At 54.9% G+C, this 26,490-nt stretch carries 24 protein-coding genes; 16 read left to right on the forward strand and 8 right to left on the reverse strand.

All coding sequences use genetic code 11. The features are described 5' to 3' along the window. Nucleotides 1–71: 71 nt before the first annotated feature. Entirely contained in the window at nucleotides 72–1,115 is a 1,044-nt protein-coding gene (locus tag ACDI13_RS17590) for a Fe(3+) ABC transporter substrate-binding protein (RefSeq protein ID WP_316988203.1), read from the reverse strand. A gap of 309 nt (nucleotides 1,116–1,424) precedes the next feature. On the opposite strand from ACDI13_RS17590, the gene ACDI13_RS17595 reads away from it, so the two are divergent. From ACDI13_RS17595 to ACDI13_RS17620, 6 genes are all read left to right on the forward strand, one after another. Continuing rightward, nucleotides 1,425–2,201 carry a ferredoxin--NADP reductase gene (locus ACDI13_RS17595; RefSeq protein ID WP_316988204.1) on the forward strand — a complete coding sequence of 259 codons (777 nt, stop codon included), beginning with the start codon at nucleotides 1,425–1,427 and terminating at the stop codon, nucleotides 2,199–2,201. 73 nt (nucleotides 2,202–2,274) lie between these two features. Further along, on the forward strand, nucleotides 2,275–2,661 hold the full coding sequence (locus ACDI13_RS17600) for a Rid family detoxifying hydrolase (RefSeq protein WP_042480596.1): 387 nt from the start codon (nucleotides 2,275–2,277) through the stop codon (nucleotides 2,659–2,661). Nucleotides 2,662–2,673: 12 nt separating this feature from the next. Further along, nucleotides 2,674–4,755, forward strand: a complete 2,082-nt coding sequence (gene recG / locus ACDI13_RS17605; protein ID WP_316988625.1) for an ATP-dependent DNA helicase RecG — start codon at nucleotides 2,674–2,676, stop codon at nucleotides 4,753–4,755. Between the two features lie 37 nt (nucleotides 4,756–4,792). Next, nucleotides 4,793–5,758: a LysR substrate-binding domain-containing protein gene (locus tag ACDI13_RS17610; protein ID WP_316988626.1), complete on the forward strand. Its 966-nt coding sequence runs from the start codon at nucleotides 4,793–4,795 to the stop codon at nucleotides 5,756–5,758. Nucleotides 5,759–6,121: 363 nt separating this feature from the next. Next, entirely contained in the window at nucleotides 6,122–6,589 is a 468-nt protein-coding gene (locus ACDI13_RS17615; protein ID WP_316988636.1) for a Dps family protein, read from the forward strand. A 156-nt stretch (nucleotides 6,590–6,745) separates the two neighbouring features. Then, nucleotides 6,746–7,870, forward strand: a complete 1,125-nt coding sequence (locus tag ACDI13_RS17620; RefSeq protein WP_316988627.1) for a branched-chain amino acid ABC transporter substrate-binding protein — start codon at nucleotides 6,746–6,748, stop codon at nucleotides 7,868–7,870. A gap of 73 nt (nucleotides 7,871–7,943) precedes the next feature. Here the strand turns inward: ACDI13_RS17620 and ACDI13_RS17625 are convergent, their stop codons facing one another. The 4 genes from ACDI13_RS17625 to ugpB all read right to left on the reverse strand — a co-directional run bounded on the left by ACDI13_RS17625 (nucleotide 7,944) and on the right by ugpB (nucleotide 12,289). Further along, nucleotides 7,944–9,029: a sn-glycerol-3-phosphate import ATP-binding protein UgpC gene (locus tag ACDI13_RS17625; protein WP_316988628.1), complete on the reverse strand. Its 1,086-nt coding sequence runs from the start codon at nucleotides 9,027–9,029 to the stop codon at nucleotides 7,944–7,946. Between the two features lie 20 nt (nucleotides 9,030–9,049). Then, a complete protein-coding gene (ugpE, locus tag ACDI13_RS17630; RefSeq protein ID WP_042480607.1) occupies nucleotides 9,050–9,892 on the reverse strand; it encodes a sn-glycerol-3-phosphate ABC transporter permease UgpE in 843 nt (280 codons plus the stop codon). Between the two features lie 21 nt (nucleotides 9,893–9,913). Beyond that, nucleotides 9,914–10,798, reverse strand: coding sequence for a sn-glycerol-3-phosphate ABC transporter permease UgpA (gene ugpA / locus ACDI13_RS17635; protein WP_316988629.1), 885 nt, complete (start codon nucleotides 10,796–10,798; stop codon nucleotides 9,914–9,916). A gap of 183 nt (nucleotides 10,799–10,981) precedes the next feature. Further along, nucleotides 10,982–12,289, reverse strand: coding sequence for a sn-glycerol-3-phosphate ABC transporter substrate-binding protein UgpB (gene ugpB, locus ACDI13_RS17640; protein WP_316988630.1), 1,308 nt, complete (start codon nucleotides 12,287–12,289; stop codon nucleotides 10,982–10,984). Nucleotides 12,290–12,454: 165 nt separating this feature from the next. Here ugpB and proC point away from each other — a divergent pair, with 165 nt between their 5' ends. The 6 genes from proC to ACDI13_RS17670 all read left to right on the forward strand — a co-directional run bounded on the left by proC (nucleotide 12,455) and on the right by ACDI13_RS17670 (nucleotide 18,485). Next, complete coding sequence (gene proC / locus ACDI13_RS17645; RefSeq protein WP_372372538.1) at nucleotides 12,455–13,306, forward strand: pyrroline-5-carboxylate reductase; 852 nt, start codon at nucleotides 12,455–12,457, stop codon at nucleotides 13,304–13,306. A gap of 337 nt (nucleotides 13,307–13,643) precedes the next feature. After that, nucleotides 13,644–14,765, forward strand: coding sequence for a high-affinity branched-chain amino acid ABC transporter substrate-binding protein (locus tag ACDI13_RS17650; protein WP_316988632.1), 1,122 nt, complete (start codon nucleotides 13,644–13,646; stop codon nucleotides 14,763–14,765). A 104-nt stretch (nucleotides 14,766–14,869) separates the two neighbouring features. Further along, nucleotides 14,870–15,799 (forward strand): high-affinity branched-chain amino acid ABC transporter permease LivH, encoded by a 930-nt coding sequence (livH, locus tag ACDI13_RS17655; protein ID WP_316988633.1) that lies wholly within the window; start codon nucleotides 14,870–14,872, stop codon nucleotides 15,797–15,799. Next, nucleotides 15,799–17,022 carry a high-affinity branched-chain amino acid ABC transporter permease LivM gene (livM, locus tag ACDI13_RS17660; protein WP_316988634.1) on the forward strand — a complete coding sequence of 408 codons (1,224 nt, stop codon included), beginning with the start codon at nucleotides 15,799–15,801 and terminating at the stop codon, nucleotides 17,020–17,022. Before livH ends, livM begins: the two co-directional genes overlap by 1 nt. After that, nucleotides 17,019–17,783 carry a high-affinity branched-chain amino acid ABC transporter ATP-binding protein LivG gene (gene livG, locus ACDI13_RS17665; protein WP_316988635.1) on the forward strand — a complete coding sequence of 255 codons (765 nt, stop codon included), beginning with the start codon at nucleotides 17,019–17,021 and terminating at the stop codon, nucleotides 17,781–17,783. The genes livM and livG overlap by 4 nt, the downstream gene beginning before the upstream one ends. Next, nucleotides 17,784–18,485 carry an ABC transporter ATP-binding protein gene (locus ACDI13_RS17670; RefSeq protein WP_316990436.1) on the forward strand — a complete coding sequence of 234 codons (702 nt, stop codon included), beginning with the start codon at nucleotides 17,784–17,786 and terminating at the stop codon, nucleotides 18,483–18,485. Between the two features lie 160 nt (nucleotides 18,486–18,645). Here ACDI13_RS17670 and ACDI13_RS17675 read toward each other — a convergent pair whose 3' ends face one another. From ACDI13_RS17675 to ACDI13_RS17685, 3 genes are all read right to left on the reverse strand, one after another. After that, nucleotides 18,646–19,152, reverse strand: coding sequence for a hypothetical protein (locus ACDI13_RS17675; protein ID WP_316990435.1), 507 nt, complete (start codon nucleotides 19,150–19,152; stop codon nucleotides 18,646–18,648). Between the two features lie 219 nt (nucleotides 19,153–19,371). Continuing rightward, complete coding sequence (locus ACDI13_RS17680) at nucleotides 19,372–19,986, reverse strand: glutathione S-transferase N-terminal domain-containing protein (RefSeq protein ID WP_316990434.1); 615 nt, start codon at nucleotides 19,984–19,986, stop codon at nucleotides 19,372–19,374. A 64-nt stretch (nucleotides 19,987–20,050) separates the two neighbouring features. Beyond that, complete coding sequence (locus ACDI13_RS17685) at nucleotides 20,051–21,958, reverse strand: S9 family peptidase (protein ID WP_316990433.1); 1,908 nt, start codon at nucleotides 21,956–21,958, stop codon at nucleotides 20,051–20,053. 154 nt (nucleotides 21,959–22,112) lie between these two features. On the opposite strand from ACDI13_RS17685, the gene ACDI13_RS17690 reads away from it, so the two are divergent. Genes ACDI13_RS17690 through fumC form a run of 4 tightly spaced genes read left to right on the forward strand, consistent with a single transcriptional unit; the run spans nucleotide 22,113 to nucleotide 26,380 of the window. Continuing rightward, the gene (locus ACDI13_RS17690; RefSeq protein WP_316990432.1) at nucleotides 22,113–23,084 is read left to right on the forward strand and encodes a D-2-hydroxyacid dehydrogenase; all 972 of its coding nucleotides are present in this window, start codon (nucleotides 22,113–22,115) and stop codon (nucleotides 23,082–23,084) included. 3 nt (nucleotides 23,085–23,087) lie between these two features. Further along, on the forward strand, nucleotides 23,088–23,876 hold the full coding sequence (locus tag ACDI13_RS17695; RefSeq protein ID WP_316990431.1) for an SDR family oxidoreductase: 789 nt from the start codon (nucleotides 23,088–23,090) through the stop codon (nucleotides 23,874–23,876). A gap of 12 nt (nucleotides 23,877–23,888) precedes the next feature. Continuing rightward, the gene (locus ACDI13_RS17700; RefSeq protein ID WP_316990430.1) at nucleotides 23,889–24,932 is read left to right on the forward strand and encodes a glyceraldehyde 3-phosphate dehydrogenase NAD-binding domain-containing protein; all 1,044 of its coding nucleotides are present in this window, start codon (nucleotides 23,889–23,891) and stop codon (nucleotides 24,930–24,932) included. A 50-nt stretch (nucleotides 24,933–24,982) separates the two neighbouring features. Beyond that, on the forward strand, nucleotides 24,983–26,380 hold the full coding sequence (gene fumC / locus ACDI13_RS17705) for a class II fumarate hydratase (protein ID WP_316990429.1): 1,398 nt from the start codon (nucleotides 24,983–24,985) through the stop codon (nucleotides 26,378–26,380). Nucleotides 26,381–26,490 lie beyond the last annotated feature (110 nt).

A 26,490-nucleotide genomic window follows, 5' to 3' on the forward strand; every position in this document is an offset into this window, starting at 1 on the left:
CGCTTGAATGCGCGACGACCGCCGCTCTGATTTCTCAAAGCTGGCGGTCGTAGAAAAAGAGTAGGGCGATTTTAGTTGTCGAAGCCAACTTTATCTACCAACTCGCTGGCTTGCTTGCGATGTTTGGCGATTTCAGTCAGTGGCAAAGGATCAATCGTCATGGGGCCGAAGCTGGCAACAACGGGATCCAGCTCAACACCGGCGCGTACGGGGTATTCGTAGTTGGCCTTGGCGTACAAGCTTTGGGCTTTTTCAGAAACCAGGTACTCCAGCAGTTTGACGGCGTTATCTTTATTAGGGGAGTGCTTGGCCACAGCAGCACCGGAGATATTCACGTGTGTGCCACCGCCCTTGGTGTCGGCAAAAGTAGGACGCACCACATTGATGGCTTCACCCCATTTGTAAGCATCGCTGCCGGGTTCGGCGTTCTTCATGCGACCCACGTAGTAAGCATTCGCGATACCAACATCACAAATACCGCCCAAAATATCGCGGGCGACATCGCGGTCACCGCCGGCTGCCTTGCGGCCCAGATTGTCTTTCACGCCACGCAGCCACTGTTCGGTCGCTTCCGCGCCGTTATGGGCAATCATGGCAGCAACCAAGGCCGTATTGTAGGGATGCTGGCCGGAGCGGATGCAGACTTTGCCTTTCCATTTTGGATCGGCAAAATCTTCGTAGTGAATGCTTTTTACATCCACATCCTTGGCTACATACGCCACACGATCACGCAGGGACAGGGAATACCACTGCTTGTCTGCGCCACGCAGATTGGCTGGAATTGCACTTTCCAAGGCGGCGGACTCGACAGGTTGAGTAATACCGGCTTGCACCAAATCCAGCAGATTACCGATATCTACAGTCATCAAAATATCGGCAGGAGACTTGTCGCCCTCTGTTTTCACGCGCTCGATCAAACCATCTTTCACAAACACGGTATTGACCTTCACACCCGTGTCCTTGCTGAAGGTTTCCAGCAAGGGGGTGATCAAGCCAGGCTCGCGTGTGGTGTAGAGGTTGACTTCGCCGGAAGCAAAAGCCGCCATCGACATAGTGCCCATCACGGACAGAAGCAAGGCTTGGGTCAGGGCACGACTACGAAGAGTAAAGCGCATGATCAACACTCCAAAAACAGACGGAAATAACGTAAAAACCGATACGAAGCCGGAAAATGTGAATGATTATCAAACGTATGCAAAAACTAGGCAAGAGCTATTTGAAATGTAGGCCCATTCGCTGGCTGAAAATTGCCGTGTCATCCACGCCCAAGCCGGGAAAAGCAGATCATGGAACTTAATGGTAAGTCCTGATTGCGATCAAATCGTATCAATGGATGAGCATGGATTTACCGAGGGAACTCGGTACAATGGACGAATATTTGCTTACTGATCCGGGCACGATTGCCCCTTTAGACGATACCTACCATGGCAGCTTTCAATACCGAACACGTGCTCAGCGTCCACCACTGGAATGACACCCTGTTCTCCTTTACCACCACTCGCGACGCCGCCCTTCGTTTTCATAATGGGCACTTTGTAATGATCGGTCTGGAAGTTGATGGCAAGCCGCTGATGCGTGCTTACAGTATCGCCAGCGCCAACTACGAAGAAAACCTGGAGTTTCTCAGTATCAAGGTGCAGGACGGTCCTTTAACCTCGCGCCTGCAACACTTGAAAGAGGGTGACACCATTCTGGTCAGCCGCAAACCCGTTGGGACCTTGGTGATTGACGACTTGCGCGCGGGCCGCAATCTGTTCCTGTTTGGAACCGGCACCGGTCTGGCCCCGTTCATGAGCATCATCAAGGACCCCGACACCTACGAGCGTTTTGAAAAAGTTGTCCTGGTTCACGGCGTGCGTTTCGTCAGTGAACTGGCGTACTCCGATTTCATCCAGAACGAATTGCCACAGAACGAATACTTTGGTGAAGTGGTACGCGAAAAACTGCTGTATTACCCCACCGTCACCCGTGAAGAATTCCGTCATACCGGCCGCATTACCGACTTGATCGAGACCGGCAAGCTGTGCGAAGACCTGGGTATTCCCCAGCTAGACCCCGCTCAGGATCGCGCCATGCTGTGCGGTAGCCCCGCCATGCTGACCGATATCAGCGCCATGCTCGACAAACGCGGTTTTGAAGTATCGCCCGGTGTGGGTCAACCCGGTGACTACGTGATTGAACGCGCCTTCGTGGAAAAATAATCACGCCAAGATCTGTTAATTTTAGCTATAGGCGCTTAAACTCTGATAGTACAACACTCATCAGAGGTTTCTTATGACTAAGCAAGTTGTCTTCACCGATGCCGCTCCGGCAGCTGTAGGCCCATACTCTCAGGCCATTATCGCTTCGGGCGGCAAGACAGTATTTCTGTCTGGCCAAATCGGTCTGGAGCCTGCCACAGGCGAACTGGTATCTGAAAATTTTGAAGGTCAGGTACGCCAGGCATTTGCCAACCTGGAAGCTGTGGTCAAAGAAGCTGGCGCCAATCTTGGCGATATCGTCAAACTGACCTTGTTTTTGACAGATCTGTCCCGTTTTGCCAGCGCCAATGCCATCATGGCCGAACTGATTCCCCAGCCTTTCCCCGCACGCTCCACCATCGGTGTGGCCAGCTTGCCCAAAGGCGCTCAGTTCGAGGTCGAGGCCATCCTCAATTTCTAAAGACGTATTGCCATGACCGCAGGTCGGCCTGCGCCTCAGGCCAAACGGGCTGCGCCACGCAAAGCACTCAGCCTGGATCAGAAGTTTGAAAAGCTCGGACTACGAGAGCCTGCCGACTTCGTGGTCCATCTTCCTTTGCGCTACGAGGACGAGACCAAAGTCGAGCCCATCGCCCATCTCTACCCTGGCAAGGTGGCGCAAATTGAAGGACACATCCTGAGCACGGATGTCCAGGCTCGTCCCCGCGCGCAGTTGCATGCACGTATAGCCGATGACAGTGGCGAGCTGGCTTTGCGCTGGCTGCACTTTTACCCCAGTCAACTCAAACAGCTACAAGGAAATTTGCCGCTGCGAGTACGCGGCGAAGTGCGCCAGGGCTTCCATGGCCTGGAAATGGTGCATCCCAAAGTCACCAAAGCCGGCCAGCCCCTGGCCCGTGCTTTGACCCCTGTTTACCCCACTACCGATGGCCTGAGCCAAGTACAGCTACGCAAAGCCATTGCCGATGCGCTCAATCACGCAGACCTGCGCGATACCCTGCCAGAAGAGGTCCGCCGCGAATACAGCCTGATGCCTTTTAACGAGGCCATCCGGCTTTTACATTACCCGCCACCAGAACTCAGCTACGACGATTTGTTCGAACATGGCCATCCGGCCTGGAGCCGCATCAAGTTTGATGAATTACTGGCTCAGCAATTGTCCTTGGCGCAAGCTCGTGCTGCCCGTCAGGCTCAACGCGCCAAACCTATGCGCGCAGGTAACAGTGATCTGGCCAAAGCCTTGCTGGCCTCTTTGCCCTTCCAGCTAACGACGGCTCAAAAACGCTGCGTCAAGGAAATCAGTGCGGACATGAAACGCGCTTACCCGATGCACCGCTTGTTGCAGGGTGACGTAGGCAGCGGCAAAACCATTGTGTCGGCCATTGCTGCCGTACAAGCGATTGCTAGTGGGTTTCAAGTGGCCCTGATGGCACCCACTGAAATTCTGGCCGAGCAGCACTATCTGAAAATGCGCGCCTGGCTGGAGCCCTTAGGCGTCGAGCTGGCCTGGTTAAGCGGCAGTTTGGGCGTCAAAGCCAAACGTCTGGCTTATGAAGCCATTAGCTCCGGGCAAGCCAAACTGGCCATCGGCACCCAGGCCCTGATTCAGGACAATGTGCAGTTCCAGCAGTTGGGGCTGGTGATTCTGGATGAACAACACCGCTTTGGTGTTGGCCAGCGTCTGGAACTGAACCGCAAAGGCGATGCGCAAGACAAGAAAGGCCAGGCCTACTTGCCACACCAACTGAACATGAGTGCCACGCCCATCCCGCGCACCCTGGCCATGGCTTTTTTTGCAGACCTGGATGTGTCGGCGATTGATGAACTGCCACCGGGCCGCAGCCCCATCATTACGAAGCTGGCTGCCGATAATCGTCGTGATGAAATCATGGCGCGCGTACGTGCCGAAGTTGCCCAAGGTAGACAAGCCTATTGGGTTTGCCCCTTGGTCGAAGAGAGCGAAGCGTTGCAATTGCAGACTGCTGTTGACACCCATGCGGCTCTGGAAAAGGCCTTGGCCCCCTTGCGAGTAGGTCTGATTCATGGCCGTTTGACCTCCACGGAAAAAGCCGAAGTCATGGATGCGTTTCGCAACGGCAATCTGGACGTATTGGTCGCCACAACCGTCATCGAAGTGGGCGTCGACGTGCCCAACGCTTCCTTGATGATTATCGAACATGCCGAACGCTTTGGTCTGGCCCAATTGCATCAGTTGCGCGGCCGGGTAGGGCGCGGGCAGATTCAGTCTGTCTGTGTCTTGCTGTATCAAGCTCCACTGTCCGCTATTGCCCGCCTGCGTTTGCGCGCCATGTACGAAACCACCGATGGCTTTGAAATTGCCCGCCGCGACCTGGAACAGCGAGGTCCGGGCGAGTTCATGGGCATGCGCCAATCCGGACAGGCAGGCTTGCGCTTTGCCAGCCTGGAGTCCGATGAGGATTTGATCGAGCAGGCCCAAACATTGGCCAGCACCTTTCGCCGTGATTATCCAGACCACGCTCACCACCATTTACTGCGCTGGATGAAGGGCCGGGAAGAATTACTCCGTAGTTAACCCAAGGTCTTAATGCTGTTTTGCACAAGGAATTGTCATGACATTGACCGAGCTGAAGTACATCGTTGCCGTAGCACGCGAGCGTCATTTTGGACGTGCTGCCGAAGCCTGCTTTGTGAGCCAACCGACTCTGTCGGTCGCCATCAAGAAGTTGGAAGACGAGTTAGGCGTGGTCATCTTCGAGCGTGGCGGGCCCGAAGTGGCTATTACCCCCATTGGGCTGCGCATTGTCACCCAGGCCCAGAAAGTGCTGGAAGAGGGGGCTAACCTGCGCGAGATCGCCCGCCAGGGTCATGACCCTTTGGCGGGTCCCTTGCGCGTTGGCATTATTTACACGGTAGCACCGTACCTGCTACCGAAGCTCGTTCCCAAACAGATCGAGCTGACTCCACAAATGCCACTTTTATTGCAAGAGAACTTTACCGTGCGCCTGCTGGAATTGCTGCGTCAAGGTGAGATTGATTGCGCCATTGTGGCCCTGCCTTTGCCAGAAACCGGCCTGGTCATCCGCGAGCTGTACGATGAACCGTTCGTGGTGGCCATGCCCCATGAGCACGCCTGGGCCAAGCGCAAGGAAATCGATCCTGAACAACTGAAAGACCAAACCATGCTGCTGCTCGGTGCTGGCCATTGTTTCCGTGATCAGGTGCTGGATGTGTGTCCGGAACTGTCCCGGTTTTCTGCATCCAGTGAAGGCATACAGCGCACCTTTGAAGGCTCCTCGTTAGAAACCATCCGACATATGGTTGCCACCGGCATCGGTCTGACCGTCCTGCCCGCAAGCTCCTTAAGTGCCCCCGGCCAGGCCAACGAGCTGCTGGCTTATGTTCCTTTCAAAAAACCCATTCCAGATCGTCGTATTGCCTTGGTCTGGCGCAAAAGTTTTCCACGCACCTCGGCCATTGATGCCTTGACCCGTGGGATTATGGAAAGCGGCTTGGGTGGGGTCAACTACTTAAAAGTCGAATACAACAGCAATTTCCCGTATCCTGAACTAGCGTAAATCGCATCATTACTGCGTGTTATTCTGCTTCAGTACTAATTTAGTCCTCTGTTTAAACAGGAGTCCACTATGGCAAAAGCCGTGAAAGCAGTGAGTAAAACCACCAAGGTCAACAAGGCCGAAGAGGCCCCGAACACTGATACCAAGGTCGCAGTTGCAGCCAATGTCAAGGCTGAACCAAAACCGGCAGCCGCCAAGGCTCCCGCCAAAAAGGTGACCGCTAAAAAGGCCGTCACCAAAAAACCGGCCACCGCAGCCAAAGCTCCCGCCAAACCGGCTGCTAAACCTGCTGCCAAGCCTGCCGCTGCCCGCAAGACGGCCGCATCCAAACCCGCTGCTCCTGTCAGTGCCACCAGCAACGCACTGAAGATTGATATCGGTATTTCGACGGCAGACCGCGCTGCAGTTGTCAAAGAGCTATCCAAGGTACTGGCTGACTCCTACACTGTGTACCTGATGACGCACAACTTCCATTGGAACGTCACCGGCCCCATGTTCAAGACATTGCATGAGCTGTTCATGACGCAGTACACCGAACTGTGGCAAGCCCTGGATGACATTGCCGAGCGTATCCGCGCCCTGGGTCACTACGCCCCAGGTACCTACGCCGAATTCCAGAAGCTGTCCTCCATCACCCAACCGACCTCCGTACCAAACGCCACCACGATGATCGAACTGCTGGTCAAAGGTAACGAGGCCTTGGCTCGCACTGCTCGCGCCGCATTTGATCGTGCTGACTCGGCCGACGACCAGCCTACGGCTGACCTGTTGACCCAGCGTCTGGACGTACACGAGAAAAATGCATGGATGCTGCGTAGCTTGCTGCAGTAATTCCGGCTTTATCGCCCTCAGATAGCGATAAAAAAGGGCCACCAAACGGTGGCCCTTCTTGTTCCTCTTATAGAAAACCCTGAATTAAGCCCCAAGGCAGGCATAAAGCCCTGTTATCGGTGTATGCTTTCCTGCATATTCACGGAGGTGTTTTCTATGAAAATTCGTTTCACTCCTGTTGCGGCGGCCATGAGCCTGGCAACAGGTCTGCTCTTGTCCGGTGCTGCTCACGCTGACAACATCCGTATTGCGCTGGCGGGTCCTTTCACAGGCTCGGTCACCCAATATGGCGATATGGTCAAACAAGGCGTCGATACGGCCATCGAACAAATCAACGCGGCAGGTGGCGTTTTGGGCAAACAGCTCGAACTGATCACGGTTGACGATGCCTGCGAACCCAAGCAAGGTCCCGTCGCAGCCAACCGCATCGTGAATGACGAGATCCACTATGTTGTGGGCCACGTTTGTTCAGGCGCAACCATCGCGGCCACCGATATCTACAACAACGAAGGCGTGTTGATGGTGACTCCATCGGCAACAGCACCTGCTGTTACCGACGGCAAAGGCTACGAAATGATCCTGCGCACCATTGGTCGCGACGACCAACAAGGTCCAGCCGCTGCCAAGTTCATCCTGGAGCAGATCAAGCCTACTAAAGTGGCTGTCCTGCATGACAAACAGTCCTATGGCCAAGGTATCGCCGCTTCGGTTCGCTCCGAACTGCAAAAGGCAGGTACTGAAGTTGCCCTGTTTGAAGGTATTAACGCAGGTGACAGCGATTACTCCGCCGTTATCACCAAGCTGAAATCCACTGGCGTGGACTTTGTCTACTTTGGTGGCTACCACCCTGAAATGGGCCTGTTGCTGCGTCAAGCTGCTGAGCAAGGCGTGAAAGTCCACTTCATGGGCCCAGAAGGCGTGGGTAATCCGGACATTAACGCAATTGCTGGCAAGGCCGTTGAAGGCATGCTGCTGACCTTGCCTGCGGACTTCTCGCAAGATCCGGACAACCAGGCCATCGTTCAAGCCTTCAAGGACAAGAAGCGCGATCCTAGCGGTGCCTTCCAACTGTCCGCTTACGCTGCCACCATCGCGATTGCCGAAGGCATCAAGGGTGCTGGTGTTGATGATCCCATCAAGGTTGCCGACTACCTGCACGCCAACAGCGTGAAAACGCCTATCGGTCAAATCAGCTGGAACGAGCAGGGCGACCTGAACGATTTCAAATTTGACGTCTTTAGCTGGCACGCTGACGGTTCCAAGACCGTCTACGGCAAGTAATTTCTGATTCTTGCTCGTTAAAAAACCGGCCTTCGGGCCGGTTTTTTTTATTGGGTATGACATTGGCGCTTGTTCAGGCCTCGATACGCAAACCCGTATCACGGTCAAACCAATGAAGAGGGTGGGGCGGCATATAGCCGATCTGAATGGCCTCGCCAATCTGAATCGGGTACTTGCGGGTCTGTTCAATCGGGCAGCGCACAATAATGCGATAGTCTCCACACCCCAAGTGCAACAACTGTTCAGAACCCAAAACTTCCACCATTTCCACTTGCGTGGTCACACCAGGCACATGCAACTGGATGTGTTCTGGTCGTATACCCAAAAATACCTTGCGACCACGTACGGCAGCAGGCACCATCTCTGGCCCAAACTGAACAGGCTGGCCATTGTCTTGTATGATCCGACCTTGCTCATCCACCTCTACTGGCAACAAGTTCATGGGCGGTGAGCCAATGAAAGTGGCCACAAAGACGGAAGCAGGCTTTTCGAATACCTCGGCGGGTGTCCCGATTTGCTCAGGCATGCCCTGATTCATGACAATCATGCGCTCGGCCAAGGTCATGGCCTCGATCTGATCGTGAGTGACATACAGGCTGGTGGTTTTCAGACGGCGATGCAGCTTCTGAATTTCCAGGCGCATCTGTACCCGCAGCTTGGCATCCAGATTGGACAGGGGCTCATCAAACAAAAATACCTTGGGTTCACGCACAATCGCACGGCCCATGGCAACGCGCTGACGCTGACCACCCGACAGTTGTCCAGGGCGGCGTTCCAACAAGGCCCCCAACTCCAGAATCGCTGCAGCGGCATTGACCCTTTGCTTGATTTCGTCCTTGGAAAACTTACGAATCTTCAAGCCGTAGGCCATATTGTCGAAAACCGACATATGGGGGTAGAGCGCGTAGTTCTGAAACACCATGGCGATGTCACGGTCAGCCGGCTCCAGATCATTGACCACGTTGCCGTCAATCAGCACCTGACCCGCTGTGACCGATTCCAGACCCGCTACCATCCGCATCAAGGTTGATTTACCGCATCCAGAGGGGCCCACAATCACCACGAACTCGCCATCCTTCACGTCCACATCAATGCCGTGAATAACGACCGTCCCGTTCGGGTAGGTTTTCTTGACGCCTTCAAATCGTAAGCTAGCCATTCAATAAAGCCTGTAGAGAATTACTTTTCAGAGTCGATGAGACCTTTGACGAACCACTTTTGCATCAGCATCACCACCAAGGCAGGCGGGATCATGGCCAAAAGGGCCGTTGCCATCACCACGTTCCACTCGGTCACGCTGTCACCCCCGGAAATCATGCGCCGGATACCGACCACGATCGGGTACATATCCTCCTTGGTGGTGATGATCAGCGGCCACAAATACTGGTTCCAGCCGTAGATAAACTGAATCACAAACAGAGCGGCAATGCTGGTCTTGGACAAAGGCAGCAGAACGTCTTTAAAAAATCGCATCGGGCCAGCGCCATCAATACGGGCAGCCTCGATCAATTCATCGGGCACCGTCAGAAAGAACTGACGAAACAGGAAGGTCGCGGTTGCCGAGGCGATCAAGGGCAGGATCAGGCCCCCGTAGCTGTCAAGCAACTGCAGGTCCGCCACGACCTTGTATGTGGGCATGATGCGCACTTCCACCGGCAGCATCAGGGTGATGAAAATCATCCAGAAGAACAGCATGCGGAAAGGGAAGCGGAAATACACCACGGCAAAGGCCGAGAGCATGGAAATAATGATCTTGCCAACCGCAATGCCCAGCGCCATCACCATGCTGACCAGCAACATGCGTCCCACCGGCGGAGAGTTGGTAGCCGTACCCTGCAAGGCGGTGATGTAGTTTTCCACCATGTGCGAGCCCGGCCACAGCGACATGGGCGCGCGGGCCACTTCTGCGCTGGTCTGGGTGGAGGCCACAAAGGTGATGTACAGGGGCAGGGCAATCACGATCACACCCAGAATCAGGGTCAGATGCGTGAAAAAATCAAGAATAGGGCGTCGTTCAACCATGACTGTGTTCCTTGCTGCGCATCAGCTGTACGTCACTTTGCGATCAATATAGCGGAACTGAATCACCGTCAGCGCCACAACCACGGCCATCAGCACCACAGACTGGGCGGCTGAAGAACCAATATCCAGGCCACGGAAACCCGTGTTGTAGACACGGTAAACCAGAATCGAGGTGGCTTCGCCCGGCCCGCCCTGGCTGACCACGTCAATAATGGCGAAGGTGTCAAAGAAGGCATAAATAATGTTCACGACCAGCAGGAAGAAGGTCGTCGGGGCCAGCAAAGGAAACACAATGCCCCAGAAACGGCGCATGGGGCCAGCCCCATCCATGGCCGCGGCTTCAATCAAGGAGCGCGGAATGGCTTGCAGGCCAGCCAGGAAAAACAGGAAATTGTAGGAGATCTGCTTCCAGACCGAAGCGATCACCACCAGCAACATGGCGTCATTGCCATTTAAGCGCGGATTCCACTGAATGCCATGCTCCAACAGGAATACGGCCACAATCCCCACCGATGGAGAAAACAGGAATAGCCACAGCACCCCGGCCACGGCGGTTGCGACGGCATAAGGCCAGATCAGCAAACTGCGATACAGTAGCGCACCCCGTATGACCCGGTTCGCCATCACGGCCAAGACCAGTGCCACCACCAAGCCCAGTACCGACACAGCCAATGAAAATACGGCCGTTGTCTTGAACGAGGCTCTATATTCCGCGCTACTGAATAGCTCAGTAAAGTTGTCCAGGCCAACAAACTGCGACGACAGGCCAAAGGGATCTTCCAAATGAAAAGCCTGCCACAACGCTTGACCGGCTGGCAGGAAGAAGAAGATCAGAGTAATGGCTAGCTGCGGGGCCAGCAACAAATAGGGCAGTGTCTTATGACGAAAGACAACACGTTTTTCCATAGGTTTGCGCGCAATGGGAAGGGAGCGCCCCCCTCAGGGTGGACAGACTTCCAGTGAAACGAAAAGCGTATGAGCGGTGTAGGCTGCATGATGACAGTTGGCTGGCGTGGAGCCAAGACAGGACGTCATCAGCAGTTGCGCTCATACGCTCGATTGTAAACTACCCGCGTAGGCGGGCCGCGCTTACTTCACGCTCTTTTCAAAGCGTTCCAGCAGTTCATTGCCACGGGTTTGCATGGCTTTCAAACCCTCTTCAGGTGTGACCTTACCCGCAAAAATCTGCTCCATTACACCATCTTCGATGTCACGAATCTGAGGCAAGTAACCCAGGCGGATACCGCGCGAGTTCTCGGTGGTGCTGGCATCGAGCTGCTTCACTGCGACATCAGCGCCCACGTTCTTGGCATAGAAATCGGAGTCTTTGGTCATTTCAAAGCCGGCTTTGGTTACCGGCACATAGCCCGTGTCCTGGTGCCAGGCGGCCGCTTGCTCAGGGCTGGAGATAAAGTGGAAGAACTCGGTCACGCCTTTATAGACATCATCCGATTTCTTGGCAAAGACCCACAGGGAAGCGCCGCCAATGATGGAGTTCTGGGGCGCGCCCTGAACATCGCTGTAGTAGGGCAGGCTGCTGGTGCCAAACTCAAATTCGCCAGTTTTGATGATGTTGGCACGGTTACCGCTAGAACCGGTAAACATGCCACACTTGCCGCTGGTAAACAGGGCATTGGCCGTATCGCCACGACCACCGTAGGAAAAGGAGCCGTCCTTGGACATATCCGCCAGGAAGGTCATGTGTTTCAGGAACAGCGGGTTATCCAGTTGCAGGCGGGCGCTGGGGCCGCCAAAACCATTGTTCTCGCTGGCAAAGGGAATGTTGTGCCAGGCGGCAAAGTTCTCCAGCAGAATCCAGGAGGGCCAGGAGGACGTGTAGCCACACTCTTGACCAGACTCACGCAGTTTCTTGGCGGCTTCGTGCAGCTCCTGCCAGGTCTTGGGGGGCTTCTCGGCATCCAGGCCAGCTTTCTTGAAGGCGTCCTTGTTGTAGTACAGCACCGGGGTGGAGCTGTTAAAGGGCATGGAAATCAACTTGCCTTCATTAGACGAGTAGTAACCGGCAACCGCACCCAGAAAATCCGCTGGATTAATGGGCTTACCCATTTTCTCCGACATTTCCTGCACGGGCTCAATGGCGCCCTTGGCGGCCATCATGGTGGCAGTACCCACCTCGAACACTTGCAAAATATCGGGGGCATTACCGGCACGAAAAGCGGCAACACCCGCGTTCATGGACTCGCCATAGTTGCCCTTATACGAAGCTTTAACCTGGTAGTCCGACTGAGATGCGTTAAAGTCTTTGACTAATGCATTAACCCGTTCGCCCAAGGCTCCTTCCATTGAGTGCCAGAACTGAATGTCTGTGGCCGCTTGCGCAGTGCCAATAGAAGCAATCAGACCGGCTAGAGACAGAGCAAATAGTTTTGTTCGCATCAGGCTTTCTCCTGTATAAAAGGTGCCGCTAAGGTGTAGCAGGTTTAAAACTCAAGCTTATTACTTGTTTATGACGCTCTCGTGAATGTAGCCATGAGAGCCTTATATAAGCAATGACTAATTACCCTCGAACGCTAAAAAAACGCGTCAGAGAACAGATTTTTAATGGGAGCGATGATGAATCCACACGATACCTCTTTTAAGCTGGCGTTTATTGGCGCGGGCAATATGGCCAGTGCCTTGGCGGCTGGCTTAATCGGGAAACGCTGCGGTGGCTCGGATGTTCTGGCCATTGATATTTACCCCCCAGCACTGGAATCGTGGGCTCAGCAAGGCGTACAGACCACCCATGAACCTGGCCCGGCCTTGTCCAAACAACGTATCTGGGTGTTTGCCGTCAAACCTCAGGTCATGAAAGAAACCGTGCTGGCCTGCAAACCCTATCTGCAAGAAGACACACTGGTCATTAGCGTGGCAGCAGGCATTCCGGCAACGACTTTGGCTGACTGGCTGGGCGAACCTGGCCAGCCCTATCAGCGCGTGATCCGCTGTATGCCCAATACCCCAGCCTTTATTGGCTGTGGCATTACCGGCCTGATGGCCCTTGAACAAGTTGATGAAAGCGATAAAGCCATTGCGCAGCAATTGTTGAAATCCGTTGGGGAAGTGGTCTGGGTTGAAAACGATGCCGCCATTGACGCCGTCACGGCGGTATCGGGCAGCGGTCCCGCTTACGTGTTTTTGTTCATCGAAGCCTTGATCAAAGCCGGTATTGAACAAGGTTTGTCCCCTGAACAAGCCCGTCAACTGTCCCTGGCCACCTTGCACGGAGCCACCCAGTTGGCCACCTTGTCGCCGGAAGAACCCTCCGTCTTGCGCGAACGTGTGACCTCCAAAGGAGGCACGACGGCAGCCGCCCTGAATGTCTTGAATGAAGGGGGCTTTACACCACTGGTTCAGAAGGCTGTCAATGCCGCCAAAGTACGGGCCGGAGAGTTGGCCAAAGAGTTTGCCTGATATCGGGACGACTCCCGATAGCATCGTCAAAACTTGATATAACGCAATAAATTAGCAGTCAAAAAAAAAGAGCAGAGGAGTTCCGCAAGGTTCTCCTCTTTTCTTTTTCCATATAACAGGCTTAGGTGGGCGGGAGAATTCTGGAACGCACCGCGAACCCTGTCTGCTTAATGTAAAAATGAATGAATAGGGCGCTAGGGCTTATACGAAGTGACAAGTTTTAAGGAGCTCCCCCAAAATGGGTTCCCCTGGTGCAAAACAATGTGGATCCAAGCTCCAGAACAAGCACTTTCTAAAAAGTAATGCCGGTAGACCCCGGCCTCGGGAGACAGTTGCCATGACCTTTACTCGACGCTTCACCCCCGCTCTGACCGCTTTGGCTACCGTAATGGCCATGGGTACAAGTTACGCGGCAGAGACCATCAAAATTGGTATTCCTCAACCCATGACTGGCCCGTCCACCCAATACGGTGACCAGATCCAGGCCGGTGCCTTGACCGCAATTGACGCGATTAATGCCGCCGGGGGTGTCAAAGGCAAACAGCTCGAAGCCATCCTGATTGACGACGCATGCGAACCTAAACAGGCCGTGCCGGCGGCCAACCGCGTGCTCAACTCTGGTGCAAAATTCGCTGTTGCTCACGCTTGCTCGGGTACGACGGTGCCAGCCGTCAACATCTACGAACAAGAAGGCATTGTCGCGATTACTCCCGGTGCCACCTCGCCCTTGGTTACCGACACCATCAAGCCTCATTACTTTTTCCGCACCATTGGGCGTGACGACCAGCAAGGCCCTTTTGCCGCCGACTATATTGCTGATGTCCTCAAGCCCAAGAGCATTGCCGTCTTGCACGACAAGCAGACTTACGGCTCGGGTGTGGCCACGCAGGTGCGTGATGCGCTCAAGAAAAAGAACATGAATATTGTGATGTACGAGGGCATTAACGTTGGTGACAGCGATTACTCGGCTGTGATCACCAAACTGAAGGGCGTGAACCCCGATCTGATTTATTTTGGCGGCTACCACGCCGAGCTGGGCCTGTTGCTGCGTCAGGCACGTGAGCAAGGCATGACCAACACCTTCATGGGTCCGGAAGGCGTTGCCAACCGCGATCTGGTGGCTATTGCTGGCCCAGCCGTGGAAGGCCTGCTGGTCACCTTGCCAACTGACTTCACCAAGATGCCGGCCAACAAAGACGTGATGGAAAACTTCGGCAAATACAAGCGTAATCCTAACGGGGCGTTTACCTTCCCAGCTTACGCAGCCGTGCAAATTATTGCGGATACGATCAATGCCGTAGGCGAGGATCCGGCCAAGGGAGCCGACTACATGCACGCAAATGCGTTCAATACCGCCATTGGCAAGGTAGAATACGACGCCAAGGGTGATTTGAAGCATTTCGAATTTGCCGTTTTCAAGTGGGATAAAGAAGGTAACTTTGATCTGGTTGAGAAATAAGACTGGATACTGTGCCCCCGCTCTCTACGAAGAACGGGGGCATTGCTTTTGGATGCCCACAAAGCCTCAAAACAAAACGACGGACTCAACGGAAAAAAACAAGCATGTCTGATTTACTCCCTCAGATCGTGCAGCAGCTGTTCAATGGATTATCCTTGGGCGCTATTTATGCACTGATCGCCATCGGCTACACAATGGTCTATGGCATTATCGGAATGATTAACTTTGCCCACGGCGAGATCTACATGATCGGCGCTTATGTCGGGCTGGTTACCCTGACTGCGATTGGCGTAGGCTCGGGTCTGCCCATCTGGCTGATCATTCTTATCATGTTGCTGGTTGCCATGCTGGTAACCGCCGTTTACGGCTACGCAATTGAAAAAGTTGCCTATGCACCACTACGTGGCAGCCCTCGACTGGTTCCGCTGATCTCAGCCATTGGTATGTCCATTTTCTTGCAGAACTGGGTTGCCCTGGGCCAAGGCGCACGCGATATGGCGGTACCTGCCTTGCTGACAGGCTCCTTCCAGTTCAGTCTGGGTTCAGACGGCTTTACAGTGACAGCGCCTTACTCGCGCGTCATGATTATTGTCGTGACCGTCGTGCTGATGATCATGCTTAGCCTCTACATCAAATACTCGCGCCTGGGTCGCGCCTCGCGTGCTTGTTCGCAAGATTTGCGAATGGCCAATCTGCTGGGAATCGACACCAATAAAATCATTTCCTTCACCTTTATCATTGGCGCCATGCTGGCTGCCGTGGGTGGTGTGCTGATTGCCACTGCCATTGGCAAACTGAACCCCTTTATCGGCTTTATTGCCGGCATCAAGGCCTTTACAGCCGCTGTGCTGGGCGGGATTGGCAGTATTCCTGGCGCCATGCTGGGTGGTGTCTTGCTGGGTCTGGCAGAGACCTTTGCGGCTGCCTTTATTTCGTCGCAGTACAAGGACATTGTGGCCTTTTCACTGTTGGTCTTTATCTTGCTGTTCCGCCCAACGGGCCTGCTGGGTAAACCTGAGGTGGAGAAAGTCTAATGATGAACCGCTTTAGCAATGCATTTATCGCCGCTGTCCTGGCAGGCATTATTGTGGCTCCCGTCTTTGGTCTGCAAATTGTACGTGCCGGGATGAACACCCATCTGGAAAGCGATTGGCATATCATCCTCATCGGCATGGCACTGGTCTTTGTCGTTCAGTTGATCCGCCCTAACGTCAATCGCACCAAAGTACGTGAAAGCCGTTGGACCTTGCCTAAACTGAGCATGCAGCACAAGAAGATCCTGCTGTACATCGTGATCGCTTGTGCCGTGGTCTGGCCCTTTTTTGGTGGTCGAGCCCAAGTGGACATTGCCACTCTGGTGCTGATCTACATCATGCTGGGCCTGGGGCTGAACATTGTGGTTGGCTTTGCAGGCCTGCTGGACTTGGGTTTTGTGGGTTTTTACGCCGTGGGGGCCTATACCTACGCCTTGCTCTATCACTACGCAGGCTGGGGCTTCTGGGAAGCTTTGCCACTAGCCGGTGGCATGGCCGCCCTGTTTGGCTTCCTGCTGGGTTTCCCCGTATTGCGCTTGCGTGGCGACTATCTGGCTATCGTCACCCTGGGTTTTGGTGAGATCATTCGCCTCTTGCTTATCAATATGTATAACCTGACCGGCGGTCCGGACGGGATATCCGGTATTCCCAAGCCGACCGTATTCGGTTTCCCCATGGCACGCCGTGCGCCAGAAGGGCAGACCACCTTCCACGATCTGATGGGCTGGACCTTCAGCAACCAGGATGTGGTGGTGTATCTGTATTTGATGGCCTTGGCTCTGGCTCTGATTACCTTGTTAGTCTCCAGCCGTGTGGTGCGCATGCCTATTGGCCGTGCCTGGGAAGCCCTGCGCGAGGACGAGATTGCCTGCCGTTCGTTGGGCCTGAACCCCACCACCATCAAACTGTCTGCCTTTACCATGGGTGCCATGTTTGCCGGTTTTGGCGGGGCTTTCTTTGCCGCCCGTCAGGGGCTGGTCAATCCAGAGTCCTTCACCTTTATTGAATCCGCCCTGATCCTGGCCATCGTGGTGCTGGGTGGCATGGGTTCACAAATCGGCGTCATTCTGGCTGCTATTGTGCTGACAGTGGTCCCAGAATTGGCCCGAGAGTTCGCGGAGTATCGGATGTTGATTTTTGGTTTGGTCATGGTTGCCATGATGGTTTGGCGTCCACAGGGCTTGTTGCCTGTGCAACGCCCTCATGTGGAGTTGCGTTCATGAGCCCATTACTGCAAGTATCAAACCTATCGATGCGTTTTGGTGGCTTGCTGGCGGTGGATTCCGTCAGCTTCGATGTGGCAAAAGATGAAGTCTTTGCCATCATTGGCCCCAATGGCGCCGGTAAAACCACCGTATTTAACTGCGTCGGTGGTTTTTACAAACCCACCTCCGGCTCTGTCGCCCTCGAAGGCCAACCCATCCACGGCTTGTCCAGCCACAAAGTGGCACAAAAAGGCTTGGTGCGTACCTTTCAGAACGTGCGCCTGTTCAAAAAACTGACCGTACTGGAAAACCTGCTGGTTGCCCAGCACGGTCAACTCAAGGCCGGTTTTCTATCTGGCCTGCTCAACCTGTCACGCTACAAGCAGGCTGAAAAAGAAGCCAAAGAACGGGCGGTAACATGGCTGGATTTCATGGGCCTGACCGATCTGGCCAACCGTGAAGCGGGTAACCTGGCCTATGGCCACCAGCGCCGCCTGGAAATTGCACGTTGCATGATTACCAAGCCCCGCTTGCTGATGCTGGACGAGCCTGCTGCGGGCCTGAACCCCCAAGAGAAACGCGATCTGCAGGCCCTGATCGACCAGTTACGCCGGGAGTTCGGCGTGGCCGTCTTGCTGATCGAGCACGATATGAGCCTGGTTATGGGCGTATCGGATCGGATCCTGGTCATGGAGTATGGCAAACCCATTGCCACCGGCCTGCCTGAAGAAGTGCGCAATGATCCGCGCGTCATCAAAGCCTATCTGGGGGAAGAATAAGTGCTGAAGCTGGACTCCGTATCTACCCATTACGGCGCTATTCAGGCGCTGGATCAAGTTAGCGTGGACGTGAATCAGGGCGAGATCGTCACCCTGATTGGCGCGAACGGCGCTGGCAAAACCACCTTGCTCATGACCGTCTGCGGCTCACCCCGAGCCAGCTCGGGCAGCATCAGTTTCATGGGCGAGGACATTACCCAAGCCGATACGCACCGCATCATGCGCAAAGGCATCGCCATCTCTCCCGAAGGCCGTCGCGTCTTTCCAGACCTGACCGTATCGGAAAACCTGAAGATGGGCGGTTTCTTTCTGAGCCGCAGCGAGATCGACGAAGGGGAAGAGCACGTTTATAAACTGTTCCCCCGTCTGAAAGAACGCGCTGCGCAGCGAGCAGGAACCATGTCAGGTGGTGAGCAGCAAATGCTGGCCATCGGTCGCGCACTGATGAGCAAACCGTCCTTGCTGCTGCTGGACGAACCAACGTTGGGCCTGGCCCCGCTGATCATCGCACAGATTTTCGACATCATTCGCACCATTCGTGATGAAGGCGTAACGGTGTTTCTGGTGGAACAGAACGCCAACAAGGCCCTGCAAGTTGCAGACCGTGGCTATGTACTGGAAACCGGGAAGGTGGTGATGCAGGATACCGGCGCTAATCTGCTGGCCAATCCGGATATTCGGAAGGCGTATTTGGGAGCGTAAAGCACTCGCAGCCAAGGAGAAGTTGAAAACCCAAAAAAACCAGGGATTGGCCGATACGCCATCCCTGGTTTTTTTCTTCACCTCTACCCAGTCTCAATAAGCATCCGTTTTAACAAGGAGTGGAGCAAGGGCAAAAGAGGCTAGGCCACACCTCCCACTGCTACTCATTATCCAAGCAGAGTGTGAGCTGCTGCCCGTCGGGGCCAAAGGCGCAGTCAGGAAGAGGGGTACGTAAACTGAAATACAGCGGCAGCACTACGTAAAGTACGACCAATAGCCACGCAACAACAGTGTTAACCTTGCTTGGGTGGAATGCTATCGGGTGACACCGGAGCTGTCGATAGTTAACAATGCCGATCGCGGCGAGGCTTGCCCCTACCAGCATGGATACATAAAGTTCGCCAAGCCCAGGCGACAACACCTGATCCTCACGCTCAAACGCTTGCCAATAATGAATCCGCCATAACACGCTGATACCCACTTGCAGCAGCCCCGCGACTACCCAAGCAATACGCCAGCCGGGAAGTCGGAACAGGGCCAGCGAACCAAGCCCAAATGCACCAAAAAACCAGTAGCTCAGATTAAATAGCGTGCCGAACATGCCTCCCAGCAGCGTTCCGCTGACATCCGTGGGCCTTAACACATGAAAATTAATGAAGGCGAACAAAGCCAGGACGCCAGCTACGGCAAGCCAGCTTGCTGCATAATAGCCAAGGAGTCTGGGAGTAGGCCCATCGTGTCTTTGCCGATAAAAACTGAACAACCTGTCTTTACTCACTATCGACCTGTCCCAAAGCATCACGCTGTGTTGTGCGCCAGATAAGTGCTTGATTCGTCCCCTGTGACCTGAAGGATAAATCACTCACTCGTCGCTTTGCGCACAAGCTTATTCCTTCAACAAGCCTTCGCCACGCAAGGCCGCCTTCACACCTTCGTTCTGCTCCATACGAGCAAAGAAAGCGTTCAGGTTCTTCATGCCCGACAGGTCCAGCTTCATCAGACCGGCCCAGCGCAGCACAACGTACAGGTAAGCATCGGCCACAGACAAGGAACCCGACAAGGTTTCTTTGCCTTCCAGGTGCTTGTCGATCACGCCCAGTTGCTTGGTCAGCAGGGCAGCGGTCTTGCCCTTGACTTCGGCCTGGGTCGCTTCCTGATCCGCGTAGCGATGCACACCGAACACCACGCCCACGTTGCGGTGGATTTCGGCGTTCAGGAAGGCCAGCCAGCGGCGAGCTTCAAAGCGTTGTTCGATGGTGCTGCCAATCAAATTGGCTTGCGGGTTCTTCTCGTTCAGGTATTCCAGAATGGCAATGCTTTGGGTCAGGACCAGATCACCGTCCACCAGAACCGGCACAGCGCCGTTGGGGTTCAGTTTCAAGAATGCTTCTTGTTGCAGTTCGTCGCGACTGACGCGCTGGGATTCAAACGGCTTGCCTATCCACTCCAATGCAATGCGGGTCACCAACGGACAAGCACCAGTCATGTAATACAGTTTCATACGTTCTCTTTCCAAAAGTGCGATAAACAAAATGGCGCGAGCTTGTCGCGCCACTCCAAAACCATCAAGGCTGCAAATGTCGCGCCAGAAAGCGTTCCATGCGCTCGTAAAACTCGAACTTGTTCTCGTCGTTGTGGAAACCGTGGCCTTCGTTATCCTTGACCATGTACTCCACATCCACACCACGCGCCTTCAAGGCATCGACCATCTGATCACTTTCCGCCTTGTTCACCCGTGGGTCATGTGCGCCCTGGGCAATAAAGAGCGGGGTGCGAATCTTGTCGGCATGCAAAACGGGGGAGTTGGCTTCCAGCAACTCCTTGTCCTTCTCCGGATCGCCCACCATGGCATGCATTTTCACCAGCAGGGGTTTCCAGTACGGGGGAATCGTGTTCATGAAAGTCAGCAAATTGGACACCCCCACATAATCGACCGCAGCCGCGTACAAGTCCGGGGTTTTGACGATACCGGCCAAGGTCGCGTAACCCCCGTAGCTGGCACCGTAAATGGCAATGCGCTTGGGGTCGGCAATCTTTTGATCGATCAGCCACTGAACTCCATCAGTAATGTCGTCCTGCATGCTCAGACCCCATTGCTTGAAGCCCGCTTCCCAGAATTTACGACCATAACCGGTCGAACTACGGAAGTTGATCTGCAAGACGGCGTAGCCACGGTTGGCCAGGAACTGTACCTCGGGGTTAAAGCCCCAATAGTCGCGCGCCCAGGGGCCACCGTGCGGGTTGATCACCACAGGCAGATTCCGGCTGGGCACACCCAACGGCAAGCTCAAGTAGCCGTGGATCTTCATGCCGTCACGCGCCGTAAACTCAATGGGCTGCATGACCGCCATATCACTCTCTGGCAAGGCACTGTTGATGACAGCCAGCTTGTACAGGCTGTTGCTGTCCACATCGTAAAGATAGCGTGAGCCTGGATTGCGGTCGCTGTAGCTGGCCACAATCATTTTCTTTTCATCACGGGTGATGGACTGGACGCTGATCTCGTAGCCAGGCAGTTGGCGCGCAATGGCCGCGTGGATCTTCTCGCTATGCTCGTCAAAGAAATACTGGCCAGGTTTGTCGGTGTAGTAATCCACCGAGGTCAGCACCTGGCGCAGGCGGGAATAGCCAGCGCCCATCAAATCATGATGGGGTAATTCGTAGATTCTTTCTTCGTCATCAGGTTTAGCTGGATCAATCAGAACCAAAGCCAAAGTGTCACGGCCACGATTGCTCAGCGCGTAAAAACGCTGGTTATCTGCGTGAAAGAAGAGGGGACTGACTTCGGTACGGAAGTCCGTTTGCAAAATGCTGCGGAAAGGCTCGGATTCGCTGTCACGGTAACGCAGTTCGGAATCTACGCCGGAGATCGAAATCGCCAGACGCACACGTCCTTGATGGTCCGTGCTCCAGCCCAGCACATCGCCGGGGTTCTCGGCAGCCAGGGTGCTTTCGCCGGTCAGGACATTCACCTTGTAGACATCAAACACTTCCGGGTTACGGCCATTGTGCGACACCAGGATATGCTCCGGGTCGTCCGGCAAATCGTCCTGTACACCGGCGCGCACCCCTTCCAGCGGTGTCAGGTCCGTGACTTTGCCCGTGATCACATTTACAGCCAGAACGTGATAGTTCTCGTCTCCATTGACGTCCTTGGCGTAAATAACGGTCTCGTCGCCTTTCCAGAAGTACTCGGCAATATCCCGTTGGTGTTCGGCGGTGACACGACGAGGCTCACCGACCGGCTCACTGCCTCTTAACTCTTGCACAAAGATATTTTGCCGAGCGGGGTGACCGTCGATTTTGACGGGTTCCATAAAGCCGAGCATGCTCCCCTGATCCGAAATTCGGAACCCGCTGCGCTTGGGATTCTGGAAGAAGTCCCGTATGTCGTACAGTGGGGGAGTGTTGCTAGCGACGTTATCCGGTATCAGGGTATGGGCGCCCAAAGAGAGCAAGAGGGACAAGAGCATAAGCAATAACCTATAAAACAGGGTTATGAGAGTGAGACCAGGGACAAGCCTGCATCAATCCCATTACTATATCGGATGATGGTCCCAAGCAAAGGCAAGAACCCTCTGAAAATAGGGCCAGAATACCAGGGGCAGCTCAAGGACAAGGACAGGCATGACTTCTTTGACTCGTATCGTTTTTCTGGACAGGGAAACGCTTTCAGACAGCGTCGAGCTGCCACAGGTTCCCTTTAAACATGAACTGTACGTTTACGGGCGTACCACTTCCGATCAAGTAGCCGAACGTATTGCTGATGCTGATATTGTCATCAGCAATAAAGTGGCGCTGCGACGCGAGCATTTGCTGGCCGCACCCAATTTGAAAATGATCGCACTGGCCGCCACGGGTAGCGACAATATTGATCTGGATGCCGCCCGCGAACGCCAGATTGTGGTCAGCAACATCCGCGACTATGCCGTACGTAGTGTTCCGGAGCACGTTTTTGCGCTGATCTTTGCCTTGCGTCGCAATATCTGCGCGTACCGCCAGTCCGTCAAGGAAGGCCGCTGGCAACAAGCCCAGCAGTTCTGTTATTTCGACTATCCCATCCGTGACTTAGCGGGCTCCACCTTGGGGCTGATTGGCTCGGGCTCTCTGGGGCAAGCCACTGCCAGTATGGGTCGAGCCTTGGGCATGAAGGTCATCTTTGCTCAGCGCCGTGGTCAGACCCTCGTCAGCAATGCGGACGACCGCGTGCCTTTCGAGCAGGTTCTGGAACAGGCGGATATCCTCTCCTTGCATTGCCCGCTGACTGCAGAAACACAGAACATGCTGGGCATGGCCGAGTTCGAGCGCATGGCCCCACGCCGTCCCTTGCTGATCAATACCGCCCGTGGCGGGCTGATCGACAATCAGGCGCTGGAGCACGCCTTGCGGCAAGGCTGGCTGGGTGGCGCAGGTATTGATGTGTGCACGCCCGAACCGCCGCCTGCTGACCATATCCTGATGCGCTTGTTAGACTTACCCAATTACATTTTGACGCCACACATAGGCTGGGCCAGTCAGGAGGCCATGCAGACACTGGCAAACCAGTTGATCGACAACATTGTGGCTTTCCACCGTGGCCAAGCACGCCATACGCTGTAGATAATGACTGATTTACGCTCCTACCAAGCCAATTTCTCCCTCGCCGGTCGTTGCGCGCTGGTAACCGGCTCGTCCGCCGGTCTGGGCCTGGAAATCGCCCGTGCCTACGCCGCCCATGGCGCCCATGTGATTTTGCATGGCCGTGACGCCCGCAAACTCCAGCCTCTAGCCGACGAGCTTAAAGCAGGCGGAGTCCAGATCGATACCTGGGAGCACGATCTGGCCGATCTGGGCTCCTTGCCCGGCTCCTATCAAGCCCTGTGCCAGCGCGTCGGCACGCCCGATATTCTGGTGAACAATGTCGGTGTGCGACTACGCAGCCGCTTGCAGGATGCCGATTGGGACGATATTGAACAATTACTGCAGATTGACCTGCTAGCCACATTGAAACTGTCCAAATACGCCGCCCAGGCCATGCTCAAAATCCAGGCCCGGCAAGGCCGTATTGTGACCTTGACCTCCATTGCAGGCCCATTGGCTCGCCCAGGCGACGCTATTTACCCCGTTGCCAAGCAGGGTCTGGCCGGCATGGTGCGAGCACTGGCCGTAGAATTTGGCGGGCAGGGCATTACCAGCAACGGCATCGCCCCCGGCACCTTTGCCACGGAAAGCAATGCAGCTTTGGCACAGGATCCGGTCAAGGGGCCTTTGGTCGTTGGCCGTAATCCCTTGGGGCGTTGGGCCAATCCGGATGAAATCCGCGCCGCTGCTGTGTTCCTGGCTTCTCCGGCTGCTTCCTATGTCAATGGCCATATTGTGGTTGTAGACGGCGGATTCTCTATTACCTTCTGATTTTTCCTGATCATGCCGCTACCTCGTCCCATCCGCATCGCGATCAATGGTTATGGCCGCATTGGCCGATGCCTGCTGCGCGCCATCTACGAATCTCCTCGAGCCCAAGAGTTTGATGTCGTCGTCATCAACGAGCCCGCTACGATTGCCACCATGGCTTATCTGACGCGCTTTGATTCGACTCATGGCGTGTTTCCGGCCCAGGTAGAGCACAATGAGCACGAACTGATTGTGGGCGGCAAAGCCATTCGGGTGCTGCATGAAACCGACCCCAAGGCCATAGACTGGGCGGCACTGAATCTGGATATGCTGATCGAATGCAGTGGTGCCTTTGGTCGCCGCACCGAGCTGCAGCAGTTTCTGAACGCCGGTTGCCCGCGTGTTCTGGTGTCCAACCCCGGCAATAGTGCTCAAGATGTCGATTTCACCGCTGTGTTGGGCATCAATCATGAGCAACTGCAGGGGGACGAGCGGATTGTCTCCAACGCCTCTTGCACCACCAATGCCATCATCCCGGTTCTGGCAGAGCTGGATAGAACCTTTGGCATACGCCATGCTTTTTTAAGCACGCTGCACTCGGTCATGAACGATCAGCCCATGATCGACGGCTACCACAGCAGCGATCTGGCCCGTACCCGTTCCGCCTTGCAATCCATGATTCCGGTTTCTACCGGGTTGGCTACCGGCGTAGAGCGCCTTTTGCCGCAACTTAAAGGCAAGGTTCAGGCCAAATCCATACGTGTGCCCATCTTGAACGTGTCGGCCATTGATTTGATGGTCAATCTGGAGCGTGACACCAGCCGGGATGAAATCAACCAGCTATTCCAGAAAGCAGCACAGCAATGGCCTGGTATTCTTGACTACTCCGATCAGGCCCATGCTTCGATCGACTTCAATCACAATCCACACTCTGCTGTAGTGGACGGCTCGCAAACCCGAACCAATGGGGACGGGCTGGTCAATATGCTGGTCTGGTTTGATAACGAATGGGGGTTTTCCAACCGCATGCTCGATATTGCCTGTGTGTGGGCTGCGCGCTTTTTGCGCCAGCCGTGAACACCCCATTTTCAAACTGAACTGTATTCCGAATTCTTACAGGAGCCATGATGAGTACGACACGTATTGAACAGGATTCCATGGGAACCATTGAGGTTCCGGCCAACCACTATTGGGGCGCGCAGACACAGCGCTCGATCCAGAACTTTCCGATTGGCCGTGACCGCTTTCAGTGGGGCCGCAGCATGATCGAGTCGCTGGGTATTCTGAAAAAATCTACGGCCCTGGCCAATCAGGAACTGGGCGAGTTGCCCGGCGATCTGGCCCAACTGATTGTCAAAGCGGCTGATGAAGTGATTGCAGGCCAGTGGGACACCGAGTTTCCGCTGGTCGTGTTCCAGACGGGTTCCGGCACACAAAGCAATATGAACGTGAACGAGGTGATCTCCAACCGCGCCATTGAGCTGGCCGGTGGCGAGAAGGGCAGCAAAAAGCCCGTCCACCCGAATGACCATGTGAACCGCGGCCAATCCTCCAACGATACGTTCCCCACCGCCATGTACATCGCGGTGGGTCTGGAATGTCAGCGCCGCCTGCGCAAAGACGTAGGCCAATTGCGCGACACCCTGGCGGCCAAAGCCAAGCAATTCAACAGCATTGTGAAAACTGGCCGCACCCACTTGCAAGATGCCACCCCTATCACGCTGGGCCAGGAAATCGGAGCCTGGGTCGCCCAGATTGATTTCGGCCTGCAAACCGTGGACAAGGCGCTGGACGGTATTTATCAGTTGGCGATTGGCGGCACGGCGGTAGGTACGGGCCTGAACGCCCACCCTCAGTTTGGCGAGCGCACAGCGGCCCATATTGCCAAGATCACAGGCTTGCCTTTTCAGGCCGCCGAAAACAAATTCTTCGCACTGTCGGCTCACGATGCGCTGGTCAACCTGTCTGCTGCCCTGCGTACTCTGGCCGGTGCCTTGATGAAGATGGCCAACGACGTACGCTGGCTGGCCAGCGGTCCTCGCTGCGGGATTGGCGAACTGCAAATCCCTGAAAACGAGCCTGGTTCCTCCATCATGCCCGGCAAGGTCAACCCGACTCAATGCGAAGCCCTGACGATGGTGGCCGTGCAGGTCTACGGTAACGACGCCGCGGTGGGCTTTGCCGGCAGCCAAGGTAATTTCCAGCTTAACGTCTACAAGCCTGTGATGGTGCATAACGTGCTGGAGAGCATTGCCTTGATCAGTGACGCTTGCCTGGCCTTTGACGAGCATTGCGCCCAAGGTCTGGAGCCTGTCATGGGCAAAATTCAACACAATCTGGATCAGAACCTGATGTTGGTCACTGCCTTGAACCGCCACATCGGTTACGACAAGGCCGCCTACATTGCCAAGACCGCCCATAAAGAGGGCCTGACCCTGCGTGAATCTGCACTGAAATCAGGCTACCTGACTAACGAGCAGTACGATCAGTGGATTGTGCCACTGGATATGACCCACCCTGGCTAAGTTTCAGCCTCGGTTATGCTTGACTTTATTCGCCCCTTCAATGGGGCGAATACATCCACAGTGCAGCCATTTGTCCCTATGAAAGAGTAGGGGAGTGTTTCATCCCACCT

The organism is Alcaligenes faecalis, assembly GCF_041521385.1.
Classification (GTDB): Bacteria; Pseudomonadota; Gammaproteobacteria; order Burkholderiales; family Burkholderiaceae_B; genus Alcaligenes; species Alcaligenes faecalis_E.

Bases quoted from the DNA above. Each gene is read 5' to 3' on its own strand.
- ACDI13_RS17590 (WP_316988203.1), bottom strand. From the start codon at position 1,115: ATGCGCTTTACTCTTCGTAGTCGTGCCCTGACCCAAGCCTTGCTTCTG.
- ACDI13_RS17595 (WP_316988204.1), top strand. From the start codon at position 1,425: ATGGCAGCTTTCAATACCGAACACGTGCTCAGCGTCCACCACTGGAAT.
- ACDI13_RS17600 (WP_042480596.1), top strand. From the start codon at position 2,275: ATGACTAAGCAAGTTGTCTTCACCGATGCCGCTCCGGCAGCTGTAGGC.
- recG (WP_316988625.1), top strand. From the start codon at position 2,674: ATGACCGCAGGTCGGCCTGCGCCTCAGGCCAAACGGGCTGCGCCACGC.
- ACDI13_RS17610 (WP_316988626.1), top strand. From the start codon at position 4,793: ATGACATTGACCGAGCTGAAGTACATCGTTGCCGTAGCACGCGAGCGT.
- ACDI13_RS17620 (WP_316988627.1), top strand. From the start codon at position 6,746: ATGAAAATTCGTTTCACTCCTGTTGCGGCGGCCATGAGCCTGGCAACA.
- ACDI13_RS17625 (WP_316988628.1), bottom strand. From the start codon at position 9,029: ATGGCTAGCTTACGATTTGAAGGCGTCAAGAAAACCTACCCGAACGGG.
- ugpE (WP_042480607.1), bottom strand. From the start codon at position 9,892: ATGGTTGAACGACGCCCTATTCTTGATTTTTTCACGCATCTGACCCTG.
- ugpA (WP_316988629.1), bottom strand. From the start codon at position 10,798: ATGGAAAAACGTGTTGTCTTTCGTCATAAGACACTGCCCTATTTGTTG.
- ugpB (WP_316988630.1), bottom strand. From the start codon at position 12,289: ATGCGAACAAAACTATTTGCTCTGTCTCTAGCCGGTCTGATTGCTTCT.
- proC (WP_372372538.1), top strand. From the start codon at position 12,455: ATGGGAGCGATGATGAATCCACACGATACCTCTTTTAAGCTGGCGTTT.
- ACDI13_RS17650 (WP_316988632.1), top strand. From the start codon at position 13,644: ATGACCTTTACTCGACGCTTCACCCCCGCTCTGACCGCTTTGGCTACC.
- livH (WP_316988633.1), top strand. From the start codon at position 14,870: ATGTCTGATTTACTCCCTCAGATCGTGCAGCAGCTGTTCAATGGATTA.
- livM (WP_316988634.1), top strand. From the start codon at position 15,799: ATGATGAACCGCTTTAGCAATGCATTTATCGCCGCTGTCCTGGCAGGC.
- livG (WP_316988635.1), top strand. From the start codon at position 17,019: ATGAGCCCATTACTGCAAGTATCAAACCTATCGATGCGTTTTGGTGGC.
- ACDI13_RS17680 (WP_316990434.1), bottom strand. From the start codon at position 19,986: ATGAAACTGTATTACATGACTGGTGCTTGTCCGTTGGTGACCCGCATT.
- ACDI13_RS17685 (WP_316990433.1), bottom strand. From the start codon at position 21,958: ATGCTCTTGTCCCTCTTGCTCTCTTTGGGCGCCCATACCCTGATACCG.
- ACDI13_RS17690 (WP_316990432.1), top strand. From the start codon at position 22,113: ATGACTTCTTTGACTCGTATCGTTTTTCTGGACAGGGAAACGCTTTCA.
- ACDI13_RS17695 (WP_316990431.1), top strand. From the start codon at position 23,088: ATGACTGATTTACGCTCCTACCAAGCCAATTTCTCCCTCGCCGGTCGT.
- ACDI13_RS17700 (WP_316990430.1), top strand. From the start codon at position 23,889: ATGCCGCTACCTCGTCCCATCCGCATCGCGATCAATGGTTATGGCCGC.
- fumC (WP_316990429.1), top strand. From the start codon at position 24,983: ATGAGTACGACACGTATTGAACAGGATTCCATGGGAACCATTGAGGTT.